This is a genomic window from Roseovarius sp. THAF27, from assembly GCF_009363655.1.
Lineage (GTDB): Bacteria > Pseudomonadota > Alphaproteobacteria > Rhodobacterales > Rhodobacteraceae > Roseovarius.
In genome coordinates this window covers 953,420-976,180 of the sequence record NZ_CP045393.1, presented here as the reverse complement: position 1 = coordinate 976,180, position 22,761 = coordinate 953,420, and the positions used below count along the sequence as shown (strand labels likewise).

General features: G+C 61.8%; 19 protein-coding genes and 1 pseudogene. 12 read left to right on the top strand and 8 right to left on the bottom strand.

Going from position 1 to position 22,761, the window contains the following annotated elements; translation table 11 throughout:
* Window position 1 precedes the first annotated feature (1 nt).
* From FIU89_RS04930 to FIU89_RS04920, 3 genes are all read right to left on the bottom strand, one after another.
* Window positions 2-1,297: a TRAP transporter large permease gene (locus FIU89_RS04930; protein ID WP_152491562.1), complete on the bottom strand. Its 1,296-nt coding sequence runs from the start codon at window positions 1,295-1,297 to the stop codon at window positions 2-4.
* Between the two features lie 9 nt (window positions 1,298-1,306).
* Entirely contained in the window at window positions 1,307-1,855 is a 549-nt protein-coding gene (locus FIU89_RS04925) for a TRAP transporter small permease (RefSeq protein WP_152491561.1), read from the bottom strand.
* 72 nt (window positions 1,856-1,927) lie between these two features.
* The gene (locus FIU89_RS04920; RefSeq protein WP_152491560.1) at window positions 1,928-2,899 is read right to left on the bottom strand and encodes a TRAP transporter substrate-binding protein; all 972 of its coding nucleotides are present in this window, start codon (window positions 2,897-2,899) and stop codon (window positions 1,928-1,930) included.
* A 223-nt stretch (window positions 2,900-3,122) separates the two neighbouring features.
* Between FIU89_RS04920 and FIU89_RS04915 the strand changes: the two genes are divergently transcribed.
* The 6 genes from FIU89_RS04915 to FIU89_RS04890 all read left to right on the top strand — a co-directional run bounded on the left by FIU89_RS04915 (window position 3,123) and on the right by FIU89_RS04890 (window position 9,606).
* A complete protein-coding gene (locus FIU89_RS04915; RefSeq protein ID WP_152491559.1) occupies window positions 3,123-3,644 on the top strand; it encodes a winged helix DNA-binding protein in 522 nt (173 codons plus the stop codon).
* Between the two features lie 113 nt (window positions 3,645-3,757).
* Window positions 3,758-4,972 carry a CaiB/BaiF CoA-transferase family protein gene (locus FIU89_RS04910; protein ID WP_152491558.1) on the top strand — a complete coding sequence of 405 codons (1,215 nt, stop codon included), beginning with the start codon at window positions 3,758-3,760 and terminating at the stop codon, window positions 4,970-4,972.
* Window positions 4,969-5,694, top strand: coding sequence for a glutathione binding-like protein (locus FIU89_RS04905; RefSeq protein ID WP_152491557.1), 726 nt, complete (start codon window positions 4,969-4,971; stop codon window positions 5,692-5,694). Before FIU89_RS04910 ends, FIU89_RS04905 begins: the two co-directional genes overlap by 4 nt.
* 227 nt (window positions 5,695-5,921) lie before the next feature.
* On the top strand, window positions 5,922-6,425 hold the full coding sequence (locus tag FIU89_RS04900) for a (2Fe-2S)-binding protein (protein ID WP_152491556.1): 504 nt from the start codon (window positions 5,922-5,924) through the stop codon (window positions 6,423-6,425).
* The gene (locus FIU89_RS04895) at window positions 6,422-7,426 is read left to right on the top strand and encodes a xanthine dehydrogenase family protein subunit M (RefSeq protein ID WP_152491555.1); all 1,005 of its coding nucleotides are present in this window, start codon (window positions 6,422-6,424) and stop codon (window positions 7,424-7,426) included. Before FIU89_RS04900 ends, FIU89_RS04895 begins: the two co-directional genes overlap by 4 nt.
* Window positions 7,423-9,606, top strand: coding sequence for a xanthine dehydrogenase family protein molybdopterin-binding subunit (locus FIU89_RS04890; RefSeq protein WP_152491554.1), 2,184 nt, complete (start codon window positions 7,423-7,425; stop codon window positions 9,604-9,606). The genes FIU89_RS04895 and FIU89_RS04890 overlap by 4 nt, the downstream gene beginning before the upstream one ends.
* 366 nt (window positions 9,607-9,972) lie before the next feature.
* On the opposite strand, the gene FIU89_RS04885 is transcribed toward FIU89_RS04890, so the two are convergent.
* Genes FIU89_RS04885 through FIU89_RS04870 form a run of 4 tightly spaced genes read right to left on the bottom strand, consistent with a single transcriptional unit; the run spans window position 9,973 to window position 15,657 of the window.
* The gene (locus FIU89_RS04885) at window positions 9,973-11,796 is read right to left on the bottom strand and encodes a TniQ family protein (protein ID WP_152491553.1); all 1,824 of its coding nucleotides are present in this window, start codon (window positions 11,794-11,796) and stop codon (window positions 9,973-9,975) included.
* The gene (locus tag FIU89_RS04880) at window positions 11,796-12,770 is read right to left on the bottom strand and encodes a TniB family NTP-binding protein (protein WP_152491552.1); all 975 of its coding nucleotides are present in this window, start codon (window positions 12,768-12,770) and stop codon (window positions 11,796-11,798) included. The genes FIU89_RS04885 and FIU89_RS04880 overlap by 1 nt, the downstream gene beginning before the upstream one ends.
* Complete coding sequence (locus tag FIU89_RS04875; RefSeq protein ID WP_152491551.1) at window positions 12,767-14,986, bottom strand: Mu transposase C-terminal domain-containing protein; 2,220 nt, start codon at window positions 14,984-14,986, stop codon at window positions 12,767-12,769. The genes FIU89_RS04880 and FIU89_RS04875 overlap by 4 nt, the downstream gene beginning before the upstream one ends.
* On the bottom strand, window positions 14,983-15,657 hold the full coding sequence (locus tag FIU89_RS04870) for a hypothetical protein (RefSeq protein ID WP_152491550.1): 675 nt from the start codon (window positions 15,655-15,657) through the stop codon (window positions 14,983-14,985). Before FIU89_RS04870 ends, FIU89_RS04875 begins: the two co-directional genes overlap by 4 nt.
* Window positions 15,658-17,175: 1,518 nt before the next feature.
* Here FIU89_RS04870 and FIU89_RS04865 point away from each other — a divergent pair.
* Window positions 17,176-17,571: a RidA family protein gene (locus FIU89_RS04865; protein WP_254701794.1), complete on the top strand. Its 396-nt coding sequence runs from the start codon at window positions 17,176-17,178 to the stop codon at window positions 17,569-17,571.
* 165 nt (window positions 17,572-17,736) lie between these two features.
* The gene (locus FIU89_RS04860) at window positions 17,737-18,543 is read left to right on the top strand and encodes a class I SAM-dependent methyltransferase (protein ID WP_152491549.1); all 807 of its coding nucleotides are present in this window, start codon (window positions 17,737-17,739) and stop codon (window positions 18,541-18,543) included.
* Window positions 18,544-18,714: 171 nt separating this feature from the next.
* On the opposite strand, the gene FIU89_RS04855 is transcribed toward FIU89_RS04860, so the two are convergent.
* A complete protein-coding gene (locus FIU89_RS04855; RefSeq protein WP_152494404.1) occupies window positions 18,715-19,605 on the bottom strand; it encodes a LysR family transcriptional regulator in 891 nt (296 codons plus the stop codon).
* 103 nt (window positions 19,606-19,708) lie between these two features.
* Here FIU89_RS04855 and FIU89_RS04850 point away from each other — a divergent pair.
* The 4 genes and pseudogenes from FIU89_RS04850 (at window position 19,709) to FIU89_RS04835 (ending at window position 22,686) form a co-directional block, all read left to right on the top strand.
* Window positions 19,709-20,250: pseudogene (locus tag FIU89_RS04850) on the top strand (lactoylglutathione lyase family protein).
* 260 nt (window positions 20,251-20,510) lie between these two features.
* Entirely contained in the window at window positions 20,511-21,275 is a 765-nt protein-coding gene (locus tag FIU89_RS04845; RefSeq protein WP_152491548.1) for an amino acid ABC transporter substrate-binding protein, read from the top strand.
* 8 nt (window positions 21,276-21,283) lie between these two features.
* Complete coding sequence (locus FIU89_RS04840) at window positions 21,284-21,958, top strand: amino acid ABC transporter permease (protein ID WP_152491547.1); 675 nt, start codon at window positions 21,284-21,286, stop codon at window positions 21,956-21,958.
* Window positions 21,955-22,686, top strand: a complete 732-nt coding sequence (locus FIU89_RS04835; protein WP_152491546.1) for an amino acid ABC transporter ATP-binding protein — start codon at window positions 21,955-21,957, stop codon at window positions 22,684-22,686. Before FIU89_RS04840 ends, FIU89_RS04835 begins: the two co-directional genes overlap by 4 nt.
* Window positions 22,687-22,761 lie beyond the last annotated feature (75 nt).

The window sequence follows — 22,761 nt, the reverse complement described above, 5'->3', positions numbered from 1 at the left end:
CCTACATCTGCCCCGGCAGGAAGGTGACGATGGACGGGAAGACCGAGATGATCACCAGCGCCGCCACCATCAGCATGAAGAACGGCAAGGCCGCCCTGGCGACATAAAGGATGTCGCGCCCGGTCAGCGATTGCAGCACGAACAGGTTGAAGCCAACGGGCGGCGTGATCTGCGACATCTCCACCACGATCACCAGGAAGATGCCGAACCACATCGGGTCGATCCCGGCCTCGGTCACCATCGGCATGATGACGGACGCGGTCAGCACCACCACCGAAATCCCGTCCAGGAAACATCCCATGATGACGAAGAAAACCGTCAGCGCCGCCAGCAGCGTGAAGGTCGACAAGTCCAGCGACCCGATCCATTCCGCAAGGATGCGCGGAATGCCGGTGAACCCCATCGCCACCGTCAGGAACGACGCGCCCGCCAGGATGAAGGCGATCATGCACGATGTCACCGTCGCCCCCATCAGCCCGTCGATGAAGCTCTGTTTCGTCAGCGTGCCGGTGCTCCACGACAGGATCAGCGCCAGGACCACGCCCACCGCCGCCGCATCCGTGGGCGAGGCGAGCCCGGCATAGATCGACCCGATCACGCCGAGGATCAGCAGCATCACAGGGATCAGCCGCCGCGACCGGCGCAACCGCTCCATGAAACTTACCGCCAGCGACTCGTCGGGCAGCCGCGCGCGGTTCACCATTGCCCACAGGATCACGTAGCCAAGGAACAGCCCCACCAGCAGTACGCCGGGCAACACGCCCGCCACGAACAGCCGCGCGATGGATTGCTCGGTCGCAACGCCATAGACGATCAGGATGATCGACGGCGGGATCAGCAGCCCCAAAGTGGCCGAGCCGGCCAGCGTGCCGATCACCATCTTTTCGGGATAGCCGCGCTGCGTCAGCTCGGGGATCGACAGCTTGCCGATGGTCGCCGCCGTGGCCGCGGACGATCCCGAGACCGCGGCGAAGATCCCGCAGGCAAAGACGTTGACGTGCAAAAGCTGCCCCGGCAGCCGGTTCATCCACGGCGACAGCCCCGCGAACATGTCATCCGACAGCCGAGAGCGGAACAGGATCTCGCCCATCCAGATGAACAGCGGCAGCGCGGCCAGCGCCCAGTTGTTGCCATGCCCCCAAAGCGTGGTCGCCATGACCAGGCCCAAGGGCGCATCGCTGAACAGCGCCATTCCGGCGATGCCCACGCCCAGAAGGGCAAAGGCCACCCACAACCCCGCGCCCAGAAACGCGAACAGCAGGACCAGCAGGATGATCGAAAGAACCGTGACGGACATGGGCGTACCTCACTCCTTGAGCAGGTTTTCGCCCTTGCCGGTCCAGCTGGCAGAGCGTCCGCGCAGCAGCCCGACAAGCTCGTCGGCCAGCGCGATGGCAAGAATGATCAACCCCAGCGCCACCGGCACCTGCGGAATCCACAGCGGCACCGACACCATGCCGGAACTCTTGTCGCCGAACTCATGCGACTCCAGCACCAGCAGGATCATGTACCACGCGGCAAAGCCCGACATGCCCAGGCCGATCGCGGTGACGAGAACCTCCAACGCGTGGCGGCTGCGCTCCCCCAGCGCCTGCGTGACCAGCGACACCCGGATGTGCCCGCCGGCCCGCAGCGTATAGGCCAGCGCCAGGAAACTCGCGGCGGCCAGGAAGAACCCGGTGAAATCGGCATAGGACGGGATGGTGACCCCCAGCCCCTTGCCCGTCAGACCGACGGTGATCTTGTCGGCAAGGTTCAGCCCCACCTGCGCAAAGACCAGCACGACGATGGCGAGGATGAAAAGCGCCGCCAGCCCGCCGGCCGCACGGTAAAGCGTGTCAAGAACGCGCCGCATGAGGTGTCTCCCTGTCGGATGATGGATGGCCCGGGCGCGTCTTGGCGCGCACCTCGGGCCGGTCTGCCTGCGTCAGCCTTCGTAGGCGTCCAGAAGCTGTTGCCCGGTCTCGCCGGCCTCTTCCTTCCACGCCTCCAGCATCTGCGCACCGATCTCCTGCAGGCCGGTGGTCAGCTCCTCTGACGGCTCGACCACGGTGATGCCGTTGTCCTTCAGGACCTGCGTCATCTCCTCGGCTTCCGACTTGCTCATCTCCCAGCCGCGCGCCTCGGCGGCCTCGGCGGCCTCAAGCACGGCGGTCTGCGTGTCCTCGTCCAGACGGCGGAAGGCCCGCTTGTTCACCACGACGATATTCTTCGGAATCCACGCCTGGATGTCGGTGTAATGCGTCAGAAAATCCCACGCCTTGGAATTCACCCCGGTCGAGGGCGAGGTGATCATCGCCTCGACGCGCCCTGTGCTGAAGGCCTGCGGAATGTCCGGCACTTCCACCTGCGTCGGCGCGGCGCCCGCGAGGTTCGCGAACTGCTCCAGCGTGGCATTGTAAGTGCGGAACTTCAGGCCCGCCAGGTCATCGACCGACGTGATCTCCTTCGTGGTATAGAGCCCCTGCGGCGGCCACGGCACGGCGTAAAGCGGCATCAGCCCCTGCTCGTCCAGCAGCTGCGTGATCACCTCTTCCTGCGCGGCCCACAGCGCCTGCGCCTCGTCATAGCTGGTCGCCAGGAAGGGCAGCGAATCCGCCCCGAAGACCGGGTTGTCGTTGGCCAGCAGCGACAGGAAGAACTCGCCCGCCGGCACCTGCCCGCTGCGCACGGCCTTGCTGATCTCGGGGTGCTTGAACAGCGAGCCCGCGGAATGGACCTTGATCGCCAGATCGCCGCCGGTCGCCTCTTCGACGTCCTTGGCGAACTCCGCGATGTTGACCGTGTGGAACGTGGCATCCGGATAGGGCGTCGGCATGTCCCACGTCTCGGCCTTGATCGGCAGGGCCAGCGCCGCCACGGCAACCGCCGCGCCGCCCAGTGTCTTCATCAGTGTCATCACGTTTCTCCCTGTGACTTATTCAATGACGGAATATTGACGATACGTTTGCAATTTGTCAACGTTTTGTCACCTACGGTGTTTTTCAGGCGCAGCCCCCGCAAGGTTCGACACCGTGCCGGAGCCGCGGAAACGCCCCGGACCGGAAGAATTGCGCGGCACATCAAAATGTGAAAAAGTCAACGAAATGCCAGCGTTTCGCCAAAGAATGAGAGGCCGCAGAATGGAAAAATCCCAACCGGAAAACCGCCGCATCGTCTCCTCGCGCCACCTGGCCGAAGGAGAAGGTTGGGAACTTTCGGAGTTTGAATTCGGCCTGATCATCGCCTACAACGCGTTCTCCCGCTGGATGACCCGCTGCATGGCCGCCGCGGGCCAGGGCGAACTCAACCCGCTCGACATCCTGATTCTGCACAACACCAACCACCGCAACCGCGACAAGCGCCTGTCCGACATCTGCTTCCTGCTCAACATCGAGGACACGCACACCGTCAACTACGCCCTGCGAAAGCTGTCCAAGGCGGGGCTGATCGTGTCCGAAAAGCGCGGCAAGGAAGTGTTCTATCGCACCTCCGACGCGGGCAGCGACCTCTGCCAGTCCTACCGCGACGTGCGCCGTCAGTGCCTTTTGGACGCCTCCGGCGGCACCGGCCTCAGCGGTGAGGAACTGCGCGAGATCGCCCGCATCCTGCGCGGCCTCTCGGGCCAGTACGACCAGGCCAGCCGCGCCGCCGCCTCGCTTTAGCGGTTTCGCGGGGCCACCGCCCCGGCCCGGGCCGTCACCGACGCGACGATCCGCGCCCGCGCGCTATCCTTTGCATCCCGGCGCCGCCACGCGCCCAGACGGAGACCGACCACATGCCAGGACCGCTCAACGGCTTTCGGGTGATCGACCTGACCACCATGATCTCTGGCCCGCTGGCCACGATGACGCTGGCCGACCAGGGCGCCGAGGTGATCAAGATCGAGCACCCCAGGGGCGGCGACCACAGCCGACAGGTGACCGGGCGGCGCGGCGGCTTCTCGGCCTCGTTCCTCAACAACAACCGCGGCAAGAAATCCGTCACCCTGAACCTCAAGGATCCGCGCGGCGTCGCGGCCGCGCTGCGCCTCTGCCGGACGGCGGATGTCTTCGTGCAGAACTTCCGCCCCGGCGTGGCCGAGCGGATCGGGCTGGGCGAGGACGCGGTGCGCGCCGTGCGCCCCGACATCATCTACACCTCCATCGCCGGTTTCGGGTTTCAGGGCGACTGGGCCGGCAAACCCGTCTACGACCCGCTCATCCAGGCGCTCTCGGGTCTGGCCAGCGTGCAGGGCGGCGCCGATGCCGCCCGCCCCCGGCTGGTCCGCACCATCCTGCCCGACAAGCTGACCGCGATCCAGACCGCCCAAAGCATCACCGCCGCCCTTCTCGCCCGCAGCCGCACCGGCCAGGGCAGCCACGTGCAGATCTCCATGCTGGACACGGTCCTGGCGTTCCTGTGGAGTTCCGACATGGCCGGCTATACCTTCATCGGCGACGAGGTGACGCCCGAGAAAAGCGCCGATGCGCAGACCTTCGTGGAACTGATCTACCAGACCGCCGATGGCTGGATGGCCGTCTCGGCCCATACCGACAGCACCTGGGCGGGGCTGGCAGCCGCGGTGAACCGGCCCGACTGGCTGGACGACCCGCGCTTCGCCACCGTCGCGGCCCGCGAAGAGAACAAGCCCGCCCGCCTGGAACTGACGCAGGAGGCGCTGCTGACGGACACCACCACCAACTGGATGGAGCGTCTCGGCACCCATGACGTGCCCTGCGCCCCGGTCCTGACCCGGGCCGAGGTCTACGCCCACCCGCAGGTCGCAGCCAACGGCATCATCCTCGAACAGGGCCACCCCCAGGCCGGCCCGCTGCGCCAGGCCCGCACGCCCGCGCGGTTCTCGGCCACCCCCACGGACCGCCCCGCACCCGCCCGGCGGCTGGGCGAGGACACCCGCGCCGTTCTGGCCGAGGCGGGCTATGCCGAGCCCGAGATCGACGCCATGATAACGGACGGCGTCGCCACCGACACACAGGACCCCACCGCATGATCGACCTCTACTACGCCCCCACCCCCAACGGCTGGAAGGCCGCCATCATGCTCGAGGAAACCGGCCTCGACTACCGCCCCGTCCTGATGCGCCTCAGCGAGGGCGACCAGTTCGCTCCCGGCTTTCTTGAAATCAGCCCCAATGCCAAGATGCCCGCCATCGTCGATCACGCGCCGGGCGAGGGCTGGGGCGACGCGCCCGTGCCGGTCTTCGAATCCGGCGCGATCCTGCTCTACCTTGCCGACAAGGTGGGCCGGTTCGCCCCGCCGGAAACCGACCTGCGCGCCCGCAAGGAGCTGATGGAGTGGCTCTTCTGGCAGGTCGGCAACCAGGGGCCGATGGGCGGCCAACTCAGCCATTTCCGCAACTACGCGCCCGAGGACGAGCGCGACTACGGCTTCAAGCGCTACCTCGGCGAATACGACCGCAACCTCGGCGTGCTCGAGGCGCGGCTGGAAACCCGCGACTACATCCTGGGCGATTATTCCATCGCCGACATGCTGGCCTTTCCCTGGGCCTTCATCGCCAAACCCCTGGGGGCCTCGCTCGATGCCTTCCCCCGCGTGGCCGACTGGCGCGCGCGGATCAAGCAAAGACCGGCCGTGCAACGCGCCATCGACCTGCACAAGTCCGAACAGAATGGCGGGCGGCACCGGGTCGACAACAACAGCATCCTGTTCAACCAGTCCGCCGCGTCCTTCAAGCCCGGGTCCGGGGACTAGACGGAAGCGCCCCTGCCGGTCCTTCAACTGCGGCCGGCGCTTCTCGATGAACGCGGCCCGCCCTATCCCGCCGCCTCCCGCCCACTCCGCCCCGTGGCGCGACCGTTCCGCGCAGCCGGGCCTCTATCGCCGCCGCCATGGAACAGACCGGCGCCGCAACGGTTGGCAGTGAAAGGCGGCCCGCCCCCCGGGGCCGCGACCCTGCCCCTGCGATCGCGGAGATCCCCATGAAGACGACCCTCACCGTCAACGACCAGTCCCACGAGGTAGAGCATGATCCGCGCCGCACGCTCCTCGACACGCTGCGCGACGATCTCGGCCTGCCAGGCACCAAGAAAGGCTGCGATCACGGGCAATGCGGCGCCTGCACCGTCCTGCTGAACGGTGAGCGGGTGAATTCCTGCCTCTGCCTCACCGCGATGCATGACGGCGACGAGATCACCACCATCGAAGGCATCGGCACGCCGGAACGTCTTTCGGCCCTGCAGAAGGCCTTCGTGGAAATGGATGGTTACCAATGCGGCTACTGCACCCCCGGCCAGATCATGTCGGCCACCGCCATGCTGCGCGAAATGGCCGACGGCGCACCCTCCTACGTCAGCGACGATCTCGGCACGCCCGACCTCTCCGATCCCGAGATGGCCGAGCGCATGTCCGGCAACCTCTGCCGCTGCTCCGCCTATCCCCTGATCCGCGAAGCCATCGCCATGGCAGCAAAGGCTGACACATGAGACCGTTCGACTATCACCGCGCCACCGATTTCAGCGACGCCACCGCGGGGCAGATCATCGCCGGCGGCACCAACCTGCTGGACCTGATGAAGATCCAGGTGGTCACGCCTTCCACGCTCGTCGATATCACCCGGCTCGAGGGTCTGTCCGACATCACCGCCGACGGCGACGGCCTGCGCATCGGCGCGCTCGTCACCAACACCGCGCTGGCCCATGACGCGCGCATCCGCGCAGGTTGGCCGCTGCTCTCCCGCGCGATCCTCGCCGGGGCCTCTGCCCAGATCCGCAACAAGGCCACCACCGGCGGCAACCTACTTCAGCGCACCCGGTGCCCCTATTTCTACGACACCTCGCAGCCCTGCAACAAGCGCAGCCCCGGCGCGGGCTGCGCCGCCCAGGGCGGCGCGGGGCGCATGCTGGCGCTGTTCGGCACGTCCGAACACTGCCTCGCCGCGCACCCGTCCGACATGGCCGTCGCGCTCAGCGCCCTGCAGGCCGAGGTCGAGATCCACGGCCCCGACGGCGCGACCCGCCGCGTGCCGCTGCACGACTTCTACCGCGGTCCGGGCGACCGCCCGGATATCGAAACCGCGCTCGATGACGGCGATCTCGTGACGGCCGTCATCCTGCCCGCGCCCCGCGCCGGCAGCCGGCAATGCTATCGCAAGGTGCGCGACCGCGCCTCCTATGCCTTCGCGCTGGTCTCCGTCGCGGGCTCCGTGCACATGGACGGCGACACCATCACCGATCTCAGCCTGTCCTACGGCAGCGTCGCGCCGCACCCGTGGATGAACGACGACGTGGCCGGGATGCTGACCGGCCAGACTGCATCGACCGACCTTTTCGAACGCGCAGCGGACGTCCTGACCGTCGACCCGGCCCCGCATCCCGACACCGCGTACAAGCGCACTCTCCTGCGCCGCACCTTCATCGCCACGATGCGTCAGTTGACCGGCCTGTCGGACCCCAAGGGCACAGACATCGCAAGGAGCGCGGCATGAAAGACCACTTCACAATGGACAGCCCCCAGCCCCGCCTGCTGGACGAGACGAAACAGGGCGTGATCGGCACGCCGATGGACCGCCCCGACGGCCCGCTGAAGGTCTCCGGCTCCGCCGCCTACACCGCCGATCACACCGTCGCCGGCATGGTCCACGGCGCCCTCGTGCGCGCCACCATCGCACGCGGCAAGGTCACCGGCATGGACCGCGACGCCGCACTCGCCATCGACGGCGTGATCGACGTGATCACCGATGCGCGCCTCACCCGCAACCCCGCGCAAGGAATGGCAGGCGCCGCCCCGGTTCAGCCCGGCGACGCGGTGCACTACCACGGCCAGCCCATCGCGCTGGTGGTCGCCGAAAGCTTCGAGGCCGCGCGCGACGGCGCCCAGCGCCTCGAGGTGCAGTACGAAACCACCGAGGCCAAGGTCACACCCGACGCGCCCATGCAGACCGAGACCGGCGACCCCGAGACGGCAGGCGATTTCGACGCCGCATGGGCCTCCGCCGATGCAAAGGTCGACCGCACCTATACCACCCCCTCGCATGTCTCCGCGGCGATGGAACCCCACGCCGCCATCGCGGAATGGGACGGTGACAGGCTCACCCTGCGCAGCGCGCTCCAGATGGTCCGCTTCAACAAGCAGGAGCTGGCGGATTCCCTGGGCATCGACCCGTCGCAGGTCCGCATCCTGTCGCCCTATGTGGGCGGCGGCTTCGGCTCCAAGCTCGGCATCGGCCCCGAGGCCGTCGCGGCCGCCGTCGCGGCGCAGAAGCTGGGCCGCCCGGTGCGCGTCGTCATGCCCCGCCAGACCGTCTTCGACGCCGTGCTGCGCCGCTCGGAAACCGAACAGCACCTGCGCCTCGGCGCCACCTCGGACGGCCGGATCACCGCGATCTCGCACGATGACCGCGTCTCGAACCTCGACGACGAAGGCTTCGCCGAGCCGACAAGCCAGGCCTCGCAGTTCCTCTACGCCGCAAAGGGTCTCAGCTTCACCCAGACCGTCGCCCGCATCGCCGCCACGCCCGCAGGCTCGGTCCGCGCCCCCGGCGAGGCCGTGGGGATGCTCGCCTTTGAGGCCGCGATAGACGAACTGGCCGACACCCTGGGCGTCGACCCGCTGACCTTGCGGCTGGACAACCTGCCGCAGACGCACCCGATGAACGACCTGCCCTACAGCGCCACGCGTCTGGCCGACTGCCTGACCGACGGCGCCGAACGCTTCGGCTGGTCGGATCGCTGGGCGCCCGGCACGCGCCGCGAAGGCGACTGGCTGATCGGCATGGGCCTGGCGTCGGCGGCCCGGCTCAACATGCTGATCCAGTCCTCCGCCCGCGTCCGCCTGACCGGCGACCGGGCCATCGTCGAAACCGACATGACCGATATCGGCACCGGCACCTACGCGATCCTGGCGCAGATCACCGCCGAAATGCTGGGCCTTCCGCCCGCGCAGGTCGACGTGCGCCTGGGCGATTCCGACCTGCCCGGTGCCGCAGGCTCGGGCGGCTCCTTCGGCGCCAGCTCCGCCGGCTCGGCCACCTTCCTCGCGGCCAAAAAGCTGCGCGCGCAGATCGCCCAGCGCCTGGGCTGCGCCGAGGACGCCCTGACGCTGCAGGACGGCCGCGCGCGCGGCGACAACCAGGACGCCGCCCTGTCGGACCTCGTCACCGACGAGATCCTGGCCGAGGCGACCATCGAAAGCGGCAAGACCGCCGAAAGCCATTTCTCCGCCGGTTTCGGTGCCCATTACGCCGAAGTTGCGGTCAACGAATGGACCGGCGAGGTCCGCGTGCGGCGCATGCTGGGCGTCATCGCCATGGGCCGCATCCTCAACGAGAAAACCGCCCGCAGCCAGGCCCTGGGCGGCATGATCTGGGGCATCGGCTCGGCCCTGACCGAAGACATGCAGTCCGACCCGCGCGACGGCCATGTCGTGACCCGCGATCTTGCCAACTACCACGTTCCGGCCCATGCCGACGTGCCCGGCGACATGCAGGTCGTGTTCCTGGACGAACGCGACGACTGGGCCAACCCGATCCAGACCAAGGGCATCGGCGAGCTGGGCATCTCCGGCGCCGGCGCCGCCGTCCTCAACGCCATCGCACACGCCACCGGCCATCGCGTCTACGACTTCCCCGCCCTGCCCGACCGGGTGCTTGCGGCCATGGGTGTCTAGACCGGGTCCCGGCCTCCCGCGGCTCCGGCTCAAAAATCGGAAAGCAAGCAGCGCGCGGGCGCGGTCCTCACGCCGGGGCGCGCGTGTCGCAGCAAGCATTACTTGGCCACCGCCGAATCCTAAGCTACTGATTTCATTAGACCCACATCAGATGGCGGCCACGGACTCGTCCATTCTCCAAGCTTATGACGTCCATTTTCGACAAGCATAAGACGCCTAATTTCGAAGGTCGCTGCGGCCGATTATTTGCTGCCGGAACTCGACATCGGGGCGTATTCATACCCGAACGCATCAGACAAAAAAAGACCGCCCCTGCGGGCGGCCTTCAAAAATCGACACGATAACGGGCCGGTAAGGCCCGTTATGTTAAGCGAATAATCTGGTTTCCAAACCGTCGACACGATAGTAGTCCAAGCCGATCTCGGACTTGGTCACCACGGGGCGAACGCCCGACCGTTTCAACCGACCAATGACCTCCCCGATCTGCAGGTCATACTTTTGCGCGATCCTCGCTGTATGTGTAAACTGGGATTTGAAATCAGTCACAATTGCAGGATCGAACCGCGGTATCCTATGACCACCCGGAGGGCATACGACCCAATTGATGGCGAGGCTCACCTCTTTTGGGTATCGGTCCACCAAGCACCAGCCAATGCCCCTCGGGATCTTCAACGCCCCGAATGCCTCTGACGGCGATAGGCCAGGTGTGCAGAATCCAGCATGCCGTTTGACCTCAAGAGGATCGACCCGAAGCGCACCAATCCCGTTCTGACCAGCCAAGCGTACGGTGCGATCGAGAAAACCGCCCAAGATCATATGCAAAACGGTGACTGCCGACACCTTGGCCTTCTCCGCGGCTTTCGAAACCGGCACCAGATCATCCGTCTCGGTATCTCGTGTGGCCGATACCGCATGCAGTTTGCCAACCAGCATGGCAATCTCCTCGCGGTCCACGGCTTTCTGGGTACGCCCCTTCGCGCCCGGCCTCCCATAAAAAATGGGTGTGATTAATCTTTCAGCAAAAAGCTGATCGACGATTGGTCGGGTGCAATTCACTTCTTTACACAGTGAAATCACGTTGACGGTGCGTTTGACGCCGCTTGCAACTTCCCTGCCCTGACCAACTGGGATCGGGTAATGTGCGGGTGGCTTCTCAGGGATCACTCCTGCGGCCACCAAAACGTGGCTGAGTGTGCGCGGGTCAAGGTCCTGCTCTCTGGCCAAGGACGCGACCGTGTGAAGGCGACGCTCAGTGAGCTCGACGCCGAGCACCTTGTATCCGGCCGGAAGTGCAATGTTTTCCGTGATCACCTCTCGGAAGATCCTTGCTATATCACCTGGGTCCTTGAGCGACTTTGAATGCGCCATGGCGTTGTAGAAACACCCGAAGATCTTTCGTGCCCCTGGTGTGCCAGTCGCATCGTCAAACTTACGGAATTGCGCCATGAGCGCTTCCCGAATGCCTACCTCGCCACGCGACGTGAATTCGAAGCCAACGCGCCCCGCGTGATCCCAGTGGTCCGACGTCAGATCCGGGAGTTTTTGGGCCGGCCCGTGGGCGAGCAGCACGCCCAAGAGTTCCGTTGAACGGGTCGCCTGATCAAGTGTCTGTGCGTCCAACCATTTCGGTCCAGCATTCCCATCGAGGCGGCGCACTACATAATCCTGAAGAGGCGAGACCGATCGTTGCCCTGCCCTTTCTATCATCGCCTGAAGTTCATCGCCGCGTTCGGGCACCAGGCGATCAAGTTCATGAAATTTGTCATCCCAGGCAAGAGGTGCCTGACGCAGGAGCGGGATTTCGTGCTGCGGACATGTGCGAACGACGGAAAGCGTCCAAACCCAGCGTCCACGGCGCAAGCCGGCTTGATCGTCCTCCGCCAGGCACGCCGGGCAGAAGACCGTGTACGGGTTGGCGAGGAACTCCGCTGTAACCAACTCACCCCGGAGATCGTAGGTCCGTGTCCCGACGGGGATAGCCGCGTTGGCGCGCAGATCTCCAACGGCAACCCCGGCGATATCGGCCAGACGGCGGAGCGCCGTCTCATCGTTGATCGCCATTTTTTCAGGCCGGATTTCGAAATCGCGAAGGAGCGAGACCACGGGATCCTCGGTATGTAGCATAGCCAAACGTGCGGCATAAGACAGCGGACTCTCTTGGGCATCGAAAGGAAAATGAGGGGCCAGCATCAGCGCACGCCCTGCTCAAACAATTGCTTTTCGCCCAGATCAATTTTGGCCCAATGGCGAGCGAGAAAGACGTTCTGGCCCATGCTGCAGCCTTCCTGCATGCCCCAGCTCTCGGCGAAATGGTTGATGGTCAATTCATTGGCACCGTCCAGGGCCGCCGACTCAAGTGCTGCGAGGATGTTCTCGATGCAGCGACCGAAACGGTTGCGGCTGGCATGTACGAGCCGGTCCACCAAGTCCTCGTCCGAAGGCGGACGTAGGCCAACAGTTTTGCAGAAACTGGCAATGACCTTGTTCAGGGCCTTGCGGTCGGAATGCGGAGAAACATCCGCCAGGGGCAGCCGCCAATAGCGGCGAGAGACCTGCTCATCACATGACGCGATCTGCCAGAGGCTTTCGATGCCACTCATTACGACGCTGACCGCGCCTTCCCCCTGCATGAGATTACGGAAGGTCTTCTGGAACACGTCGGCCTTAAATTTGCTGCCAGCGCCAAACATGTCGTGCGCCTCGTCAATCCAGAGGATGGCGGTACCACGCACTTTGAAATGCTTCCGCGCCTTGTTCATGATGTCGTCCTCGGTGAGCGATCGGGAAACGGAAGGATAGCCACTTGCGTTGAGGATCTCGATCGCGAGGCTTTTGGCCGTGGCCGGGCTGGGCACCCGGACGCCGATCCACGGCTGATGCACCGCATCGCGCGGCTGCAGCGCCGGATGGGTCTTGAGGCCATGAAGGACCAGCGAGGTCTTTCCTCCGCCGGCGGGCTCCACGACCGCGATGCCGCGTGTGTCGCCGGCCTTGTTGAAAAGGCGGGGCTTCGGGAGCAGGTTACCCTGCTCATCGCGCTGCAGCAGCCGGTCCAGGTAGCTCCGGAACTGAGCGTCCCGCGGGGTTGAGAGATACTTGTCTCGCAGCCGATCCACGGCTGCGAGTTTCAAGTTGATGTTGAGATCTGATGCACTCATGGTCATTCGTCCTCCAGGGTCCAATCGTTGCCGACATCAGCCGCATCGGCATCATCGTCAGGCTGATGATCGGAAAATTGGATCGGGCCGAAATTGCCGGAAGCAGAATCTTTTGCACTGGCGTGGTTCTCATCGGCAGTGTCGTCCGAGGGAGATGAGACAGCCGTGGGAAGGCGCGTTCCCCATTCATTCCGCTCCCCGCTATAGGGGTTTTCTTGCTCGGTTTCCGAAGTGTTGAATCCAATGAACAGGCGATCTTCCTCGTAGTCGATACGCTTCTCGGACCAGTCTTCCACGATGAGCCCGACACGGGTCATGGCAGCGCTATTGGTTTCCTTGATGTAGTCGAGCGCTTGGCGGACGACCGCGAAGTCCACCTCGGCGTCGCGGGTGTTTTGAGCCCGGAGCTCTTCAGCGGCGTGAAGCCATTCCTGAGCAGAGACGCCGTGATATCGATCGAACACGGCGGGGATCTCGAACCAGCGTCCGTTCAATTCGGCCCAGATGGCGCCGATATCTTCGGAATACCACCGAACCGACACCTTGCGCTCGTGCGCCCTCGTCATGAACCGGGCCAGGACTTCTGAGTGATAACGGATCCCCAGGATGGTGATCCCCTGCCGCGTCACGGTCCGTTCCCGTTCACTGCCGAAAATCAGGCGACGGCGTCCGAGGTCTGGAGGCGGCTGAACGCCAAATTTTTCGACGAGCCGGTTCCAACAGCCCAGCGGCGTCTCACCATTCAGCCCGCTGTGCGGCGTGCGATGGTAGACGTCAACAACATAGCGAACGAGAACCGAACAAAACTCTTCTGGGTTCAATGCCGCGCGGCTCACAGAATCGTATTCGCCCCGCTCGACGCTGTTGCTGAAAGTACGGCCGCTTAGGCGCGGCATCAGTTGAGTGGCGAAAGTTCCAAAGGCTCGCTCGATACGCGCTTTCATTCTCGGATTTCCCGCCGGTGAATACCCAAAGGTAATCCCCAGATCCGAAATCCTCGCCTGGATCAGGCTTGAGAGGTTGTAGCTCGCACAGTCGGTCACGATGACCGAAGGCCAACCAAACTGGTTCCATGGCGTGAGGCCGCCGCAAGCGTCTCCCCATACCCCTTTGTCGCGCATCATCATCTCGATGACCCGAAGCGCGCTCTGTGAGTTCGGCTGTCGAGAAATGACCATTCCCACGATACAGCGAGTCGCGCAGCAGATAGCCACAGTGATCCACCAGCGCGCTTTTTTCTTGTCGAGACCGAGTGCTTTCTTTTCCTCCTCGGTCAGATGATGGAACAGGCCACCTTCCGACATGAGGGTGATGGCATCGACGGGCCACTCATCAAATTCGACACGCTGCATCGGGCGCGTGATATCGAGCCCCATGCCGACCGGGGCGAACTGCCGGTTCGCCGCTTCACGACCATACCGGGTCAGGGTCATGTCGAAGGGATTGAGCTTCCGGATAGCCTGCCGCACGGTTTCACGGGACGGGCAGACGATTTCCGGCTCGTATGCGGCCCGGCGCCGTTCGTTCTCTGCGAGGAATGCGGTTTTGACCTCCTCGAAGATGAGGCCCTGCGACGGACGCTGGTCGTTGAGATACTTGCCCACGACCTTACCCATGACCATGAGTTCGTCAGCAGACATTCGACGGTCCCGATTGCCGCGCTCAGAGATCCTGTCGTATAGACCTGCCAGACCGAAGCGCCGCTCTTTCCGTTCCCAATCGAGAACAGTCTTCGCGCCGAGCTTTTTCGGCACAAATAGACTATCGCTACCGTCTTCAGGTTGACCTTCCGCCAGTATTTCCCCGGCACGCAGCTTGATTTCTCGCAGGAAAGGTTGAACGGATGCCGCGTTCCGAACGACGTTCTTGGTTTCGTCATCCAACAGTTCCCGGAAGGCTTGAACCGTCGCCAGGCGCATCGCAGCCTTCCGCTTTGCCTTCGCGTCTTTGAGGGAAAGGAGCGCTCCATCAGGCAGAATTCGCTGACGAAGGTGCTCAGGTTGATATTGGTTCGGCGTGTACTCGAAATTGCCGACCGAAAGGTAACGGCTGATCTCGGCGTTGGTCATGACCTGAGGGAGCCCATTGCCTGTCGTAGAGACGAAGATGTGACCATCCTCGCGTGCTTCGAAAAAGCGATAAGGCTGCCCCCCGATGATGATGCCATCGTACTCGGAAAACGAAAATTTGGGCTGAACTGGGCTGGGTTTGGTCGCAATCATTTCTGGATTCTCCTGCGCACGTAGGCCTCGTGAGCGATACGCACCTTGTCGATGAGTTGGAGTTCATGAGAGCGGATCAGGCGAACTAACGCCCGGAAGCCGCGTGCGCCGAGGCCGACTGCCTCGACCAGGTCCATGATTTGGACCGAGGCGACAATCTCACCGACAACACTGCGGGCGCTTGCGTCGGCCTCGGGGTCGGGCCGGCGCATCTCGTGCATGATCTCGGCGTTAAAAAGCTCGATCGGATCCAGGTCACGTTCAGACATGACGACCACTTCGTCGGCGAAGTCCGGCGTGACCTGGGCCGCGATCTGAGCCAACTCGTCCTGCACCTTGGTCTGCCGGCGGCGATACTCAGACTTGACCATGATCGCTCGGCGCTTGCCATCTACCATCACGACACGGAAATCGAAGTGATGGGTCGCGGGTTTGCCGTCAGGCTTTACCCATTGGAACGGGACTTGGTGCTCAAGATCGACAACATCGGGTCGAGCAATGGTCACAAGAGCAACGTTGAGTTCCGTGTTGCTCTCGACGTCCATGGTCCGGCCTTCATCGGACCCGAAGGTGAATTGGCCGGTGAAGTGCTCGCGACGGCCTTTTGCCATGTTTCGGGTCGTCTTCAGTCGTTCGGGCATCACAAGCCCGCCATCTACCATGTACATCATGATCTTTCTCCTAATTGACATGACGGTATCGTTCGCCGGAATGCGCTCCGACGCTGCCAAACGGCTGCGATACTGATTTCTGGTTTCGTTTCTGGAGCCCGACTTTTCAGCTGGCTCCCGGTGCAGGCTTCATGATGTGTCCGCCTGCGGTGTCTCTTGGTCTATCCTGTTTCGGGAACTCTAATGGATTGTCTCCTCATTGTTTTGACCTCGCGCCGCCTGCCGGGCTCCGGCTTGCTCGACTGAAAGGTTGGCTGACTGCCTGTTTCACGAAGAGAAATTCGCGTCCCGGTCAGTGTGATCTACCGTTCAGCCTTCGCTTGAGGCCGAGAAACTACCCACCGCGGCCCATCCGACAACAGCTGATTTTGGCCAAAAAAAGTTTTCCAGATTCGTTATCGTCCAATGAAGAATGAACCCAGGCAGTTTTCCGAATTCATGCAAGCTACTGATACAAAATAGAATATTTTGATCCGAAGATGAATTCTTGGAAACGCCCTCGGAAGTAATTTTTTCTTCGAGTCTGTAGCTCCCCTGAAAACGGCTCCAACCCGGGATACCAAGTGTGGCATTCTCGCCACGCGCCTTCAGAAACAAGTTTTCATAGCGATGGTTCGAAACCCCGGCCGTGGCCCCTCGACGATTCGCTTTGCAGGGAAACAGTAAGTCTCGCGTGTCGATGGTGGTTGTGTAAATGTCGCGGAGCGACCTGGAAGGGTTCGGATGATTCCTGCGTTTCTGTGGAGCCAGCGCTTGCCAAAACTTTATCAGAGACCCGACTTGCTCCGTTGCTGGCCACCTTTTAGATGCATGCCTCCGAATTGATGACTTAGTGCCGTCCGACGGGCGCTACCGCCAGAACACGCGGAACCTTGGTTCGGATATTTTTGTGATGCCGACACAGGTCACAATACCCGGGCAATGGCCGAGGACAGGGTAGTTGGCGACAGCTACATTGACGCTCACCGTTTTCCGGAATGACACGAGCGCCCCGAATAAGTGCCATCTGGATCAGAACGAAAATGGATGCGGAGCGATTTCTCTGCGCAAACTCCCTTGGAGCTTCAGACGCAACCTCACCTCTTTCAAGACACAGGAATTGGAGTTTTGAGTTATTTAGCGATTGCTGCAGCAGGTCGACATATAGTGCCCCAGAGCACATGAGCACACTTTTCGGTTGAGGCCCAACACACATGCTGCGTAGATTGCAAGGGCCGTAAGCCGGTCAAGAACATAGCGATTTTCGCCGCAGCAGAGATTGTTTTGCACTCGGAGAAGGCGAAGGGACGAGAGATTTGCCTTCATCGTTCTTGACCAAAACCAAAGCTGCCGGGCACTTGGTTGTTATCAGAGATCGTTGGCCTCTCTCGAAAAATGGGCGGGAAATAGTCGTTCACTGCGTTTTGCACAGATGGCCGCTCAGCGGGACAAAGCGGAAATCGACCGGCTTTCATCGATGAATACTTGGAAGCAGCAATCTGGTAAATTTCCTCCTAAAGACTCAGGGGAGGAGACCTTATGGCGCGTCAGAGAGAACTAATATCCAACGGCAACCCGATGGAGAAAATCGTCGGGTTCAGCCGCGCGGTGCGAGTGGGAAACTTCATCGCGGTCGGTGGCACAGCGCCAGTCGGCGCAGATGGTCATACGGTGGGCGTCGGCAATGTCTTTAAGCAAACTAAACAGTGCTTTGAGATCATTAAGACGGCACTTGAAGATGCGGGTTCCGGTTTGCAAGACATCGTAAGGACGCGGGTCATCCTAACTGACATTGATAACTGGAAAGAAGCTATAGAAGCGCGAAAGCTCTTCTGTCTCGATGCGCGACCCGTTGACACAATCATGGCAATCAATCGTTTCGTGAATCCCGAATGGCTTGTTGAGATCGAGGTTGACGCGGTGGTCGCCGATTGAGCCCTGGCATACCTCAAGGGCTCTCCGCGAACCTTCGCCGCGGCCCGCGTGAGCGACGGCTGTGCGAGACGGAGCGGATTCTAACACTGATATGTCCAAGGTCCGTTTTGGTGTTGCCAACTATCGAAGGAATGTGTTGGCGTCCCTCGCAACAAGGGAGAATTCATGGATTATTCTGCATTTAGGGAAGGCGAACGCGAGGGGTGGTCAAAACGCGCGCATGTTTACTGCGACGCGACAGCACGCGCGACACTTCAGACTATCCCGAAGCTTTTGGATCACGCCAGGCTGTTCCCAGGCGCAAAAGTATTGGACGCCGGCTGCGGACCTGGCTTTGTCGCAGCGAGTGCAAAACTTCTTGGTGCAGACGTTGAAGGCATCGACTTCTCGGAAGGAATGGTCGAGCAAGCGAAAGACCGGTTCCCAGACATCAATTTCGCCGTGGCCGATGTCGAGGATTTGCCTGCGCGGGACGAAACGTTCGACGCAGTCCTAAGCAACATAGTTCTGTTTCACGTTACCGACCCCAAGAAGGCCATGTCTGAGGCAAGGCGTGTTCTCAAGCCGGATGGGAGGTTTGTGTTCAGCCAATGGCTCGGGCCAGACCGTTCAGAATGCTACAGGCTTTTGTTCGAAGTCTTGGGACGACATGCAGACATGTCGCGTGCCGACCCTGCACCAAACGCGTACATCCTCTCCGATGAAGCAAATGTTTCTGAGATGATGAGAAGCGTGGGTTTCACGAATATCAAATCCGAAATCGTTGAGAATGTTCTGCACGCTCCGGGTCCAAGCTTTTTTGACTTCTTCATGAAGTTCGGTGTTCGCGTGCCACTCATTTTGGAGCGTCAGGAACAGGATGTTCAGAAGGCAATTCAAATGGAAGTCGACGAGGTGACAGCGCCGTATCTTTCAGGGAGAATTTACAAATTGCCTATGCCCAGTGTCGTTTTTTCCGGTCGAGCGACTTAGTGCTCCGAAGGCTATAGCAGCCGTTCGTGTACATCTGCAGCATTTGGGAGGTTTGGGCTCGAAGCCGCCGTTCGCTACTACGTGCATGGATGGCCGCTCTGGGCCGTGAGCATCGACACAAGCGTTTGTGTGAACACCCGTCATCGCGCTTCCACAGGCCTGTATTGCTTTTCATTGGAGCTGTGCGGCCGCCTCCTCGATCATGTCTTGCGCGTATCGCGCTCGCGCCGACAAGCGACGGCCGCAGCGCTCGACGAGCCAGAGATCGTGCCAGCGTCGCTTGGGAAGCTGGGCGATGGAGAGGTTCTCTTTTTCGCTGAAAGCCTCCAAGCCGCTTCGAGGAAGGAGTGTGTACCCGATCCCGTTTGCCACGGCCGCAGGGATCTGACCGATTTGGTTCACTGAACCGCGCACGCTCAGTCGGTCGGCGCCAGGGTAGTCGTCCGGGAAATTCAGCCTCAGCAAGTCGTCGGCATAGCCATATCCGTCGGGATGCGCGATGAAACCGCGAGCCTCGAGGTCGGCGAAAGACACAGGCGTGTCGGCTGCGTCCGCCGGCAGGACGAGACACAGCTCCTCGCGTCCAATACGTTTGCCTTCAAGTCGCGCGTGATTGGGGTCCGCCCAGAGCACGCCCAGGTCGAAGCGTCCTTCCAGAAGCCCTGCCAGAATCTCGGCCTGCGGCGCGGCCGTGAGATGGACGCTCAGGTTGGGTGCGCCGCGCATCCAAGGCAGCAGGATAGGGTAAAGTAGCATCGCGAAGCTGCCGGAACATGCGATGTGAACCGGCCCAGTGTCCGGGTAATCTGCCTCGATGGCGTCGCGCAGATGCTTCTCCTCAGCGCGGCGCGACAGACCGAGATCGAAGACCGCTTCGCCCGCCGGGGTGAGCGTGAAGCTCTTGCCCTGCCGACTGATGAGCCCCTGTCCGACCTGCTGCTCGAGTTTCCTGAGATGCTGACTCACGCCCGGTTGGGTCATGTTCAGACGCGCCGCGGCCTGGGTGAAGTGCCCGGTTTCGCAAAGCGTGGTAAAGGTTTCGAGCCAAGTGGAGTTGAGCATTGGGAGATAAAGATTCATTCTGATTTCTATGTTGATTGATAATTTCACAAAAAAGTGCAGGCGGCCCATATCGGCGTCAACACAACACCAATGGAGATATGAGATGCCCCAGACACCACGCACCTTTTCCCACATCGGCCTGTCCGTTCCGGACCTTGACGCGGCCGTGAAATTCTACTCCGAAGTACTCGGGTTCTACGTCGTGATGGAACCCTCTGAGGCCGTAGAGGACGAGAGCGCCATCGGCATCATGTGCACGGACGTGTTCGGCCGTGGATGGGGCTCGCTGAGGATCGCGCATCTGTCGACCGCCGACGGTTCGGGATCGAGATATTCGAGTTCCCCGGCAGCTATGCGCCCGGGGACAAGCTCGAACACAAGCGCCACGGCACGTTCCACTTCGCGGTACAGGACCCGGACGTCGAAGGTTTGGCCCAACGGATTGTTGAAGCCGGCGGACGGCAGCGTATGCCGATACGCGAGTACTTCCCCGGGATGAAGCCCTACCGGATGGTTTACGTCGAAGACCCATTCGGCATCGTCTTTGAGCTCTACAGCCACAGCTATGAACTCACCTATTCCGCCGGCGCCTACGAGATCAATGCTTCGCGTGAACCAGATGAACAGCGCGAGGGCCGGGCTTAGTGGTCATTGCCAATGCCGAGGTACGCTGGACCAGCTCACGCTCAATTAAGTGGTACGTGAAATTCAGGTATGCAGCACTTGTTCCGTTCTGGGTTTTCCGAAGGGTATGGAACATTACACCCTACCTAAGATCTTCCAGGGAACCAAAGTGCGCCGGTGGTATTTATCACGTGGACAGCATCCTTTTTCCACCATGTTGGTTGTGGGTCGACAATTGCATGGGCACGTATGCCCTTCAAACGGCCACAAGGAGCCAGAAAATGCTGAAACAGATCCTCCCCGCCATCTCCGTCGCAGCCGCCATCGCTGGTGCGCCGGTCTTGGCGCAAGACACCGAAACGCTGCGCGTTGGCATGTCCGGCGGATACTTCCCCTTCACCTTCGTGCGCCAGGACGAATTGCAAGGGTTCGAAGTCGATGTGATGAATGCCGTCGGAGAAGAAGCCGGGCTCGAGATCGAGTTCGAGACGATGTCCTTTTCGGGCCTCATCGGAGCGCTTGAAGCTGAGCGGATCGACACGATCGCAAACCAGATCACGATCACGCCCGAGCGAGAGGCCAAGTTCATCTTCACGCAGCCCTACGTGATTGATGGCGCCCAGGTCGTGACGCGTGAAGGCAACTCGGAGATCGAAAGCGTCGAGGACCTTTCTGGAAAGACCGTTGCCGTCAACCTCGGCTCGAACTTCGAGCAATTGCTGCACGATCTGCCGAACGCCGATGAAATCGACATACGGACGTATGAGTCCAATATAGAGCAGGATACGGCGCTCGGGCGCGTCGATGCCTTTGTGATGGACCGCGTTTCCTCGGCGCAAGTGATCGCGGAGAGCCCTCTCCCGCTGGAACTGGCGGGCGCGCCATTTTCCGAGATCCGCAATGCGCTCCCCTTTCGCAGTGACGAGGCGGGACAGGCCATGCGCGACCGTGTCGATGCCGCGCTGACCAGTTTGCAGGAAGACGGCACGCTGACCGAGATCTCGCACAAGTGGTTCGACAGCGATATCACGAAATCGGCGGAGTGAACTGAACCATGCGGGCACTTGACCTCGACTACATGCTCGGGCTGGTGCCCGTTATCCTGGGCTACGTACCGCTCACCCTGTTCATGGCCGGGGCCGGAATGGTGCTGGCGCTCATCCTCGGGTCGCTTCTGGCGGTTGAACGGGTATTTAAAGTGCCGGTTCTGGACTGGCTGGTGATGCTTTTCATCAGCTTTTTTCGCGGCACACCACTGCTCGTTCAACTCTTCCTGTTCTATTACGGGCTGCCTCAGGTGTTGTCCCTCCTGACCCAGATCAATGGCGTGACCGCGGCGATCATGGGGCTGACGCTCCACTTCTCCGCCTACATGGCAGAGAGCATCCGCGCAGCCATTGCAGGCGTCGACCGCAGCCAATGGGAGGCCGCGCAATCCATCGGTATGACTCAGGGCCAGATGATGCGCAGAATTGTACTTCCGCAAGCAACACGGATCGCCGCGCCGACGCTGGTCAACTACTTCATCGACATGATCAAGGGCACCTCGCTTGCCTTCACTCTGGGCGTGACCGAGATGATGGGCGCAGCGCAGAAGGAGGCGGCCGGGAGCTTCCTCTATTTCGAAGCCTTCCTCGTGGTGGCAATCATCTACTGGATCATCGTTGAGATACTGAATCAAGGTCAGCAACGGCTCGAGATCTGGTTGAACAAAGGATACGTGCGATGATCAAGATCGAGGGATTGACCAAGCGATTCGATGGCACACCAGTGCTGGACAACATCGACCTGACGATCGAGGAGGGTGAGCGCGTCGTCGTGATCGGACCATCGGGCACAGGCAAATCCACCTTGTTGCGCTGCGTCAACTTTCTCGACCGGCCGCAATCCGGCAGCATCTCGATCGGCGGCCTCACGGTGGATACGGCACGTGCATCGCGCGCCGATATCCTTGCCCTTCGGCGCTGCACGGCATTCGTGTTCCAGAACTATGCCCTCTTTGCCAACAAAACCGCCAAGCAGAATATCATGGAGGCGCTGACAACCGTCCAGAAGCGTCCCCGAGACGAGGCCGAGCGTCGCGCAATGGAGGTGCTGGCCGAAACAGGGTTGGCCGAGAAGGCAGACAGCTACCCAGCAGCGCTTTCAGGCGGGCAACAGCAACGCGTCGGGATCGGCCGCGCCATGGCACTTGATGCGTCTCTGATGCTGTTTGACGAGCCGACCTCTGCGCTTGACCCCGAATGGGTGGGAGAAGTCCTCGACCTCATTCGACGGGTGGCCGAGCGTCGTCAGACCATGCTGATTGTAACCCACGAAATGCAGTTCGCGCGCGAGATCGCGGATCGCGTCATATTCATGGATGGGGGGCGTATTGTGGAGCAAGGTCCGCCCGAGGAAGTGCTGGGTCACCCGAGAGATGAGCGGTTGAAGCGTTTTTTGAGAAGAGTGAAGTGAATGCCCAGTCCCAAATGGACGACCTGCATTAAGTATCAGATGCCACATCGCATTTGCGTACCTGGTTGTTTGATA

Excerpts from the sequence above, each read along its gene's own strand:
- FIU89_RS04930 (WP_152491562.1), bottom strand. The coding sequence starts at position 1,297 with ATGTCCGTCACGGTTCTTTCGATCATCCTGCTGGTCCTGCTGTTCGCG.
- FIU89_RS04925 (WP_152491561.1), bottom strand. The coding sequence starts at position 1,855 with ATGCGGCGCGTTCTTGACACGCTTTACCGTGCGGCCGGCGGGCTGGCG.
- FIU89_RS04920 (WP_152491560.1), bottom strand. The coding sequence starts at position 2,899 with ATGACACTGATGAAGACACTGGGCGGCGCGGCGGTTGCCGTGGCGGCG.
- FIU89_RS04915 (WP_152491559.1), top strand. The coding sequence starts at position 3,123 with ATGGAAAAATCCCAACCGGAAAACCGCCGCATCGTCTCCTCGCGCCAC.
- FIU89_RS04910 (WP_152491558.1), top strand. The coding sequence starts at position 3,758 with ATGCCAGGACCGCTCAACGGCTTTCGGGTGATCGACCTGACCACCATG.
- FIU89_RS04905 (WP_152491557.1), top strand. The coding sequence starts at position 4,969 with ATGATCGACCTCTACTACGCCCCCACCCCCAACGGCTGGAAGGCCGCC.
- FIU89_RS04900 (WP_152491556.1), top strand. The coding sequence starts at position 5,922 with ATGAAGACGACCCTCACCGTCAACGACCAGTCCCACGAGGTAGAGCAT.
- FIU89_RS04895 (WP_152491555.1), top strand. The coding sequence starts at position 6,422 with ATGAGACCGTTCGACTATCACCGCGCCACCGATTTCAGCGACGCCACC.
- FIU89_RS04890 (WP_152491554.1), top strand. The coding sequence starts at position 7,423 with ATGAAAGACCACTTCACAATGGACAGCCCCCAGCCCCGCCTGCTGGAC.
- FIU89_RS04885 (WP_152491553.1), bottom strand. The coding sequence starts at position 11,796 with ATGCTGGCCCCTCATTTTCCTTTCGATGCCCAAGAGAGTCCGCTGTCT.
- FIU89_RS04880 (WP_152491552.1), bottom strand. The coding sequence starts at position 12,770 with ATGACCATGAGTGCATCAGATCTCAACATCAACTTGAAACTCGCAGCC.
- FIU89_RS04875 (WP_152491551.1), bottom strand. The coding sequence starts at position 14,986 with ATGATTGCGACCAAACCCAGCCCAGTTCAGCCCAAATTTTCGTTTTCC.
- FIU89_RS04870 (WP_152491550.1), bottom strand. The coding sequence starts at position 15,657 with ATGATGTACATGGTAGATGGCGGGCTTGTGATGCCCGAACGACTGAAG.
- FIU89_RS04865 (WP_254701794.1), top strand. The coding sequence starts at position 17,176 with ATGGCGCGTCAGAGAGAACTAATATCCAACGGCAACCCGATGGAGAAA.
- FIU89_RS04860 (WP_152491549.1), top strand. The coding sequence starts at position 17,737 with ATGGATTATTCTGCATTTAGGGAAGGCGAACGCGAGGGGTGGTCAAAA.
- FIU89_RS04855 (WP_152494404.1), bottom strand. The coding sequence starts at position 19,605 with ATGCTCAACTCCACTTGGCTCGAAACCTTTACCACGCTTTGCGAAACC.
- FIU89_RS04845 (WP_152491548.1), top strand. The coding sequence starts at position 20,511 with ATGCTGAAACAGATCCTCCCCGCCATCTCCGTCGCAGCCGCCATCGCT.
- FIU89_RS04840 (WP_152491547.1), top strand. The coding sequence starts at position 21,284 with ATGCGGGCACTTGACCTCGACTACATGCTCGGGCTGGTGCCCGTTATC.
- FIU89_RS04835 (WP_152491546.1), top strand. The coding sequence starts at position 21,955 with ATGATCAAGATCGAGGGATTGACCAAGCGATTCGATGGCACACCAGTG.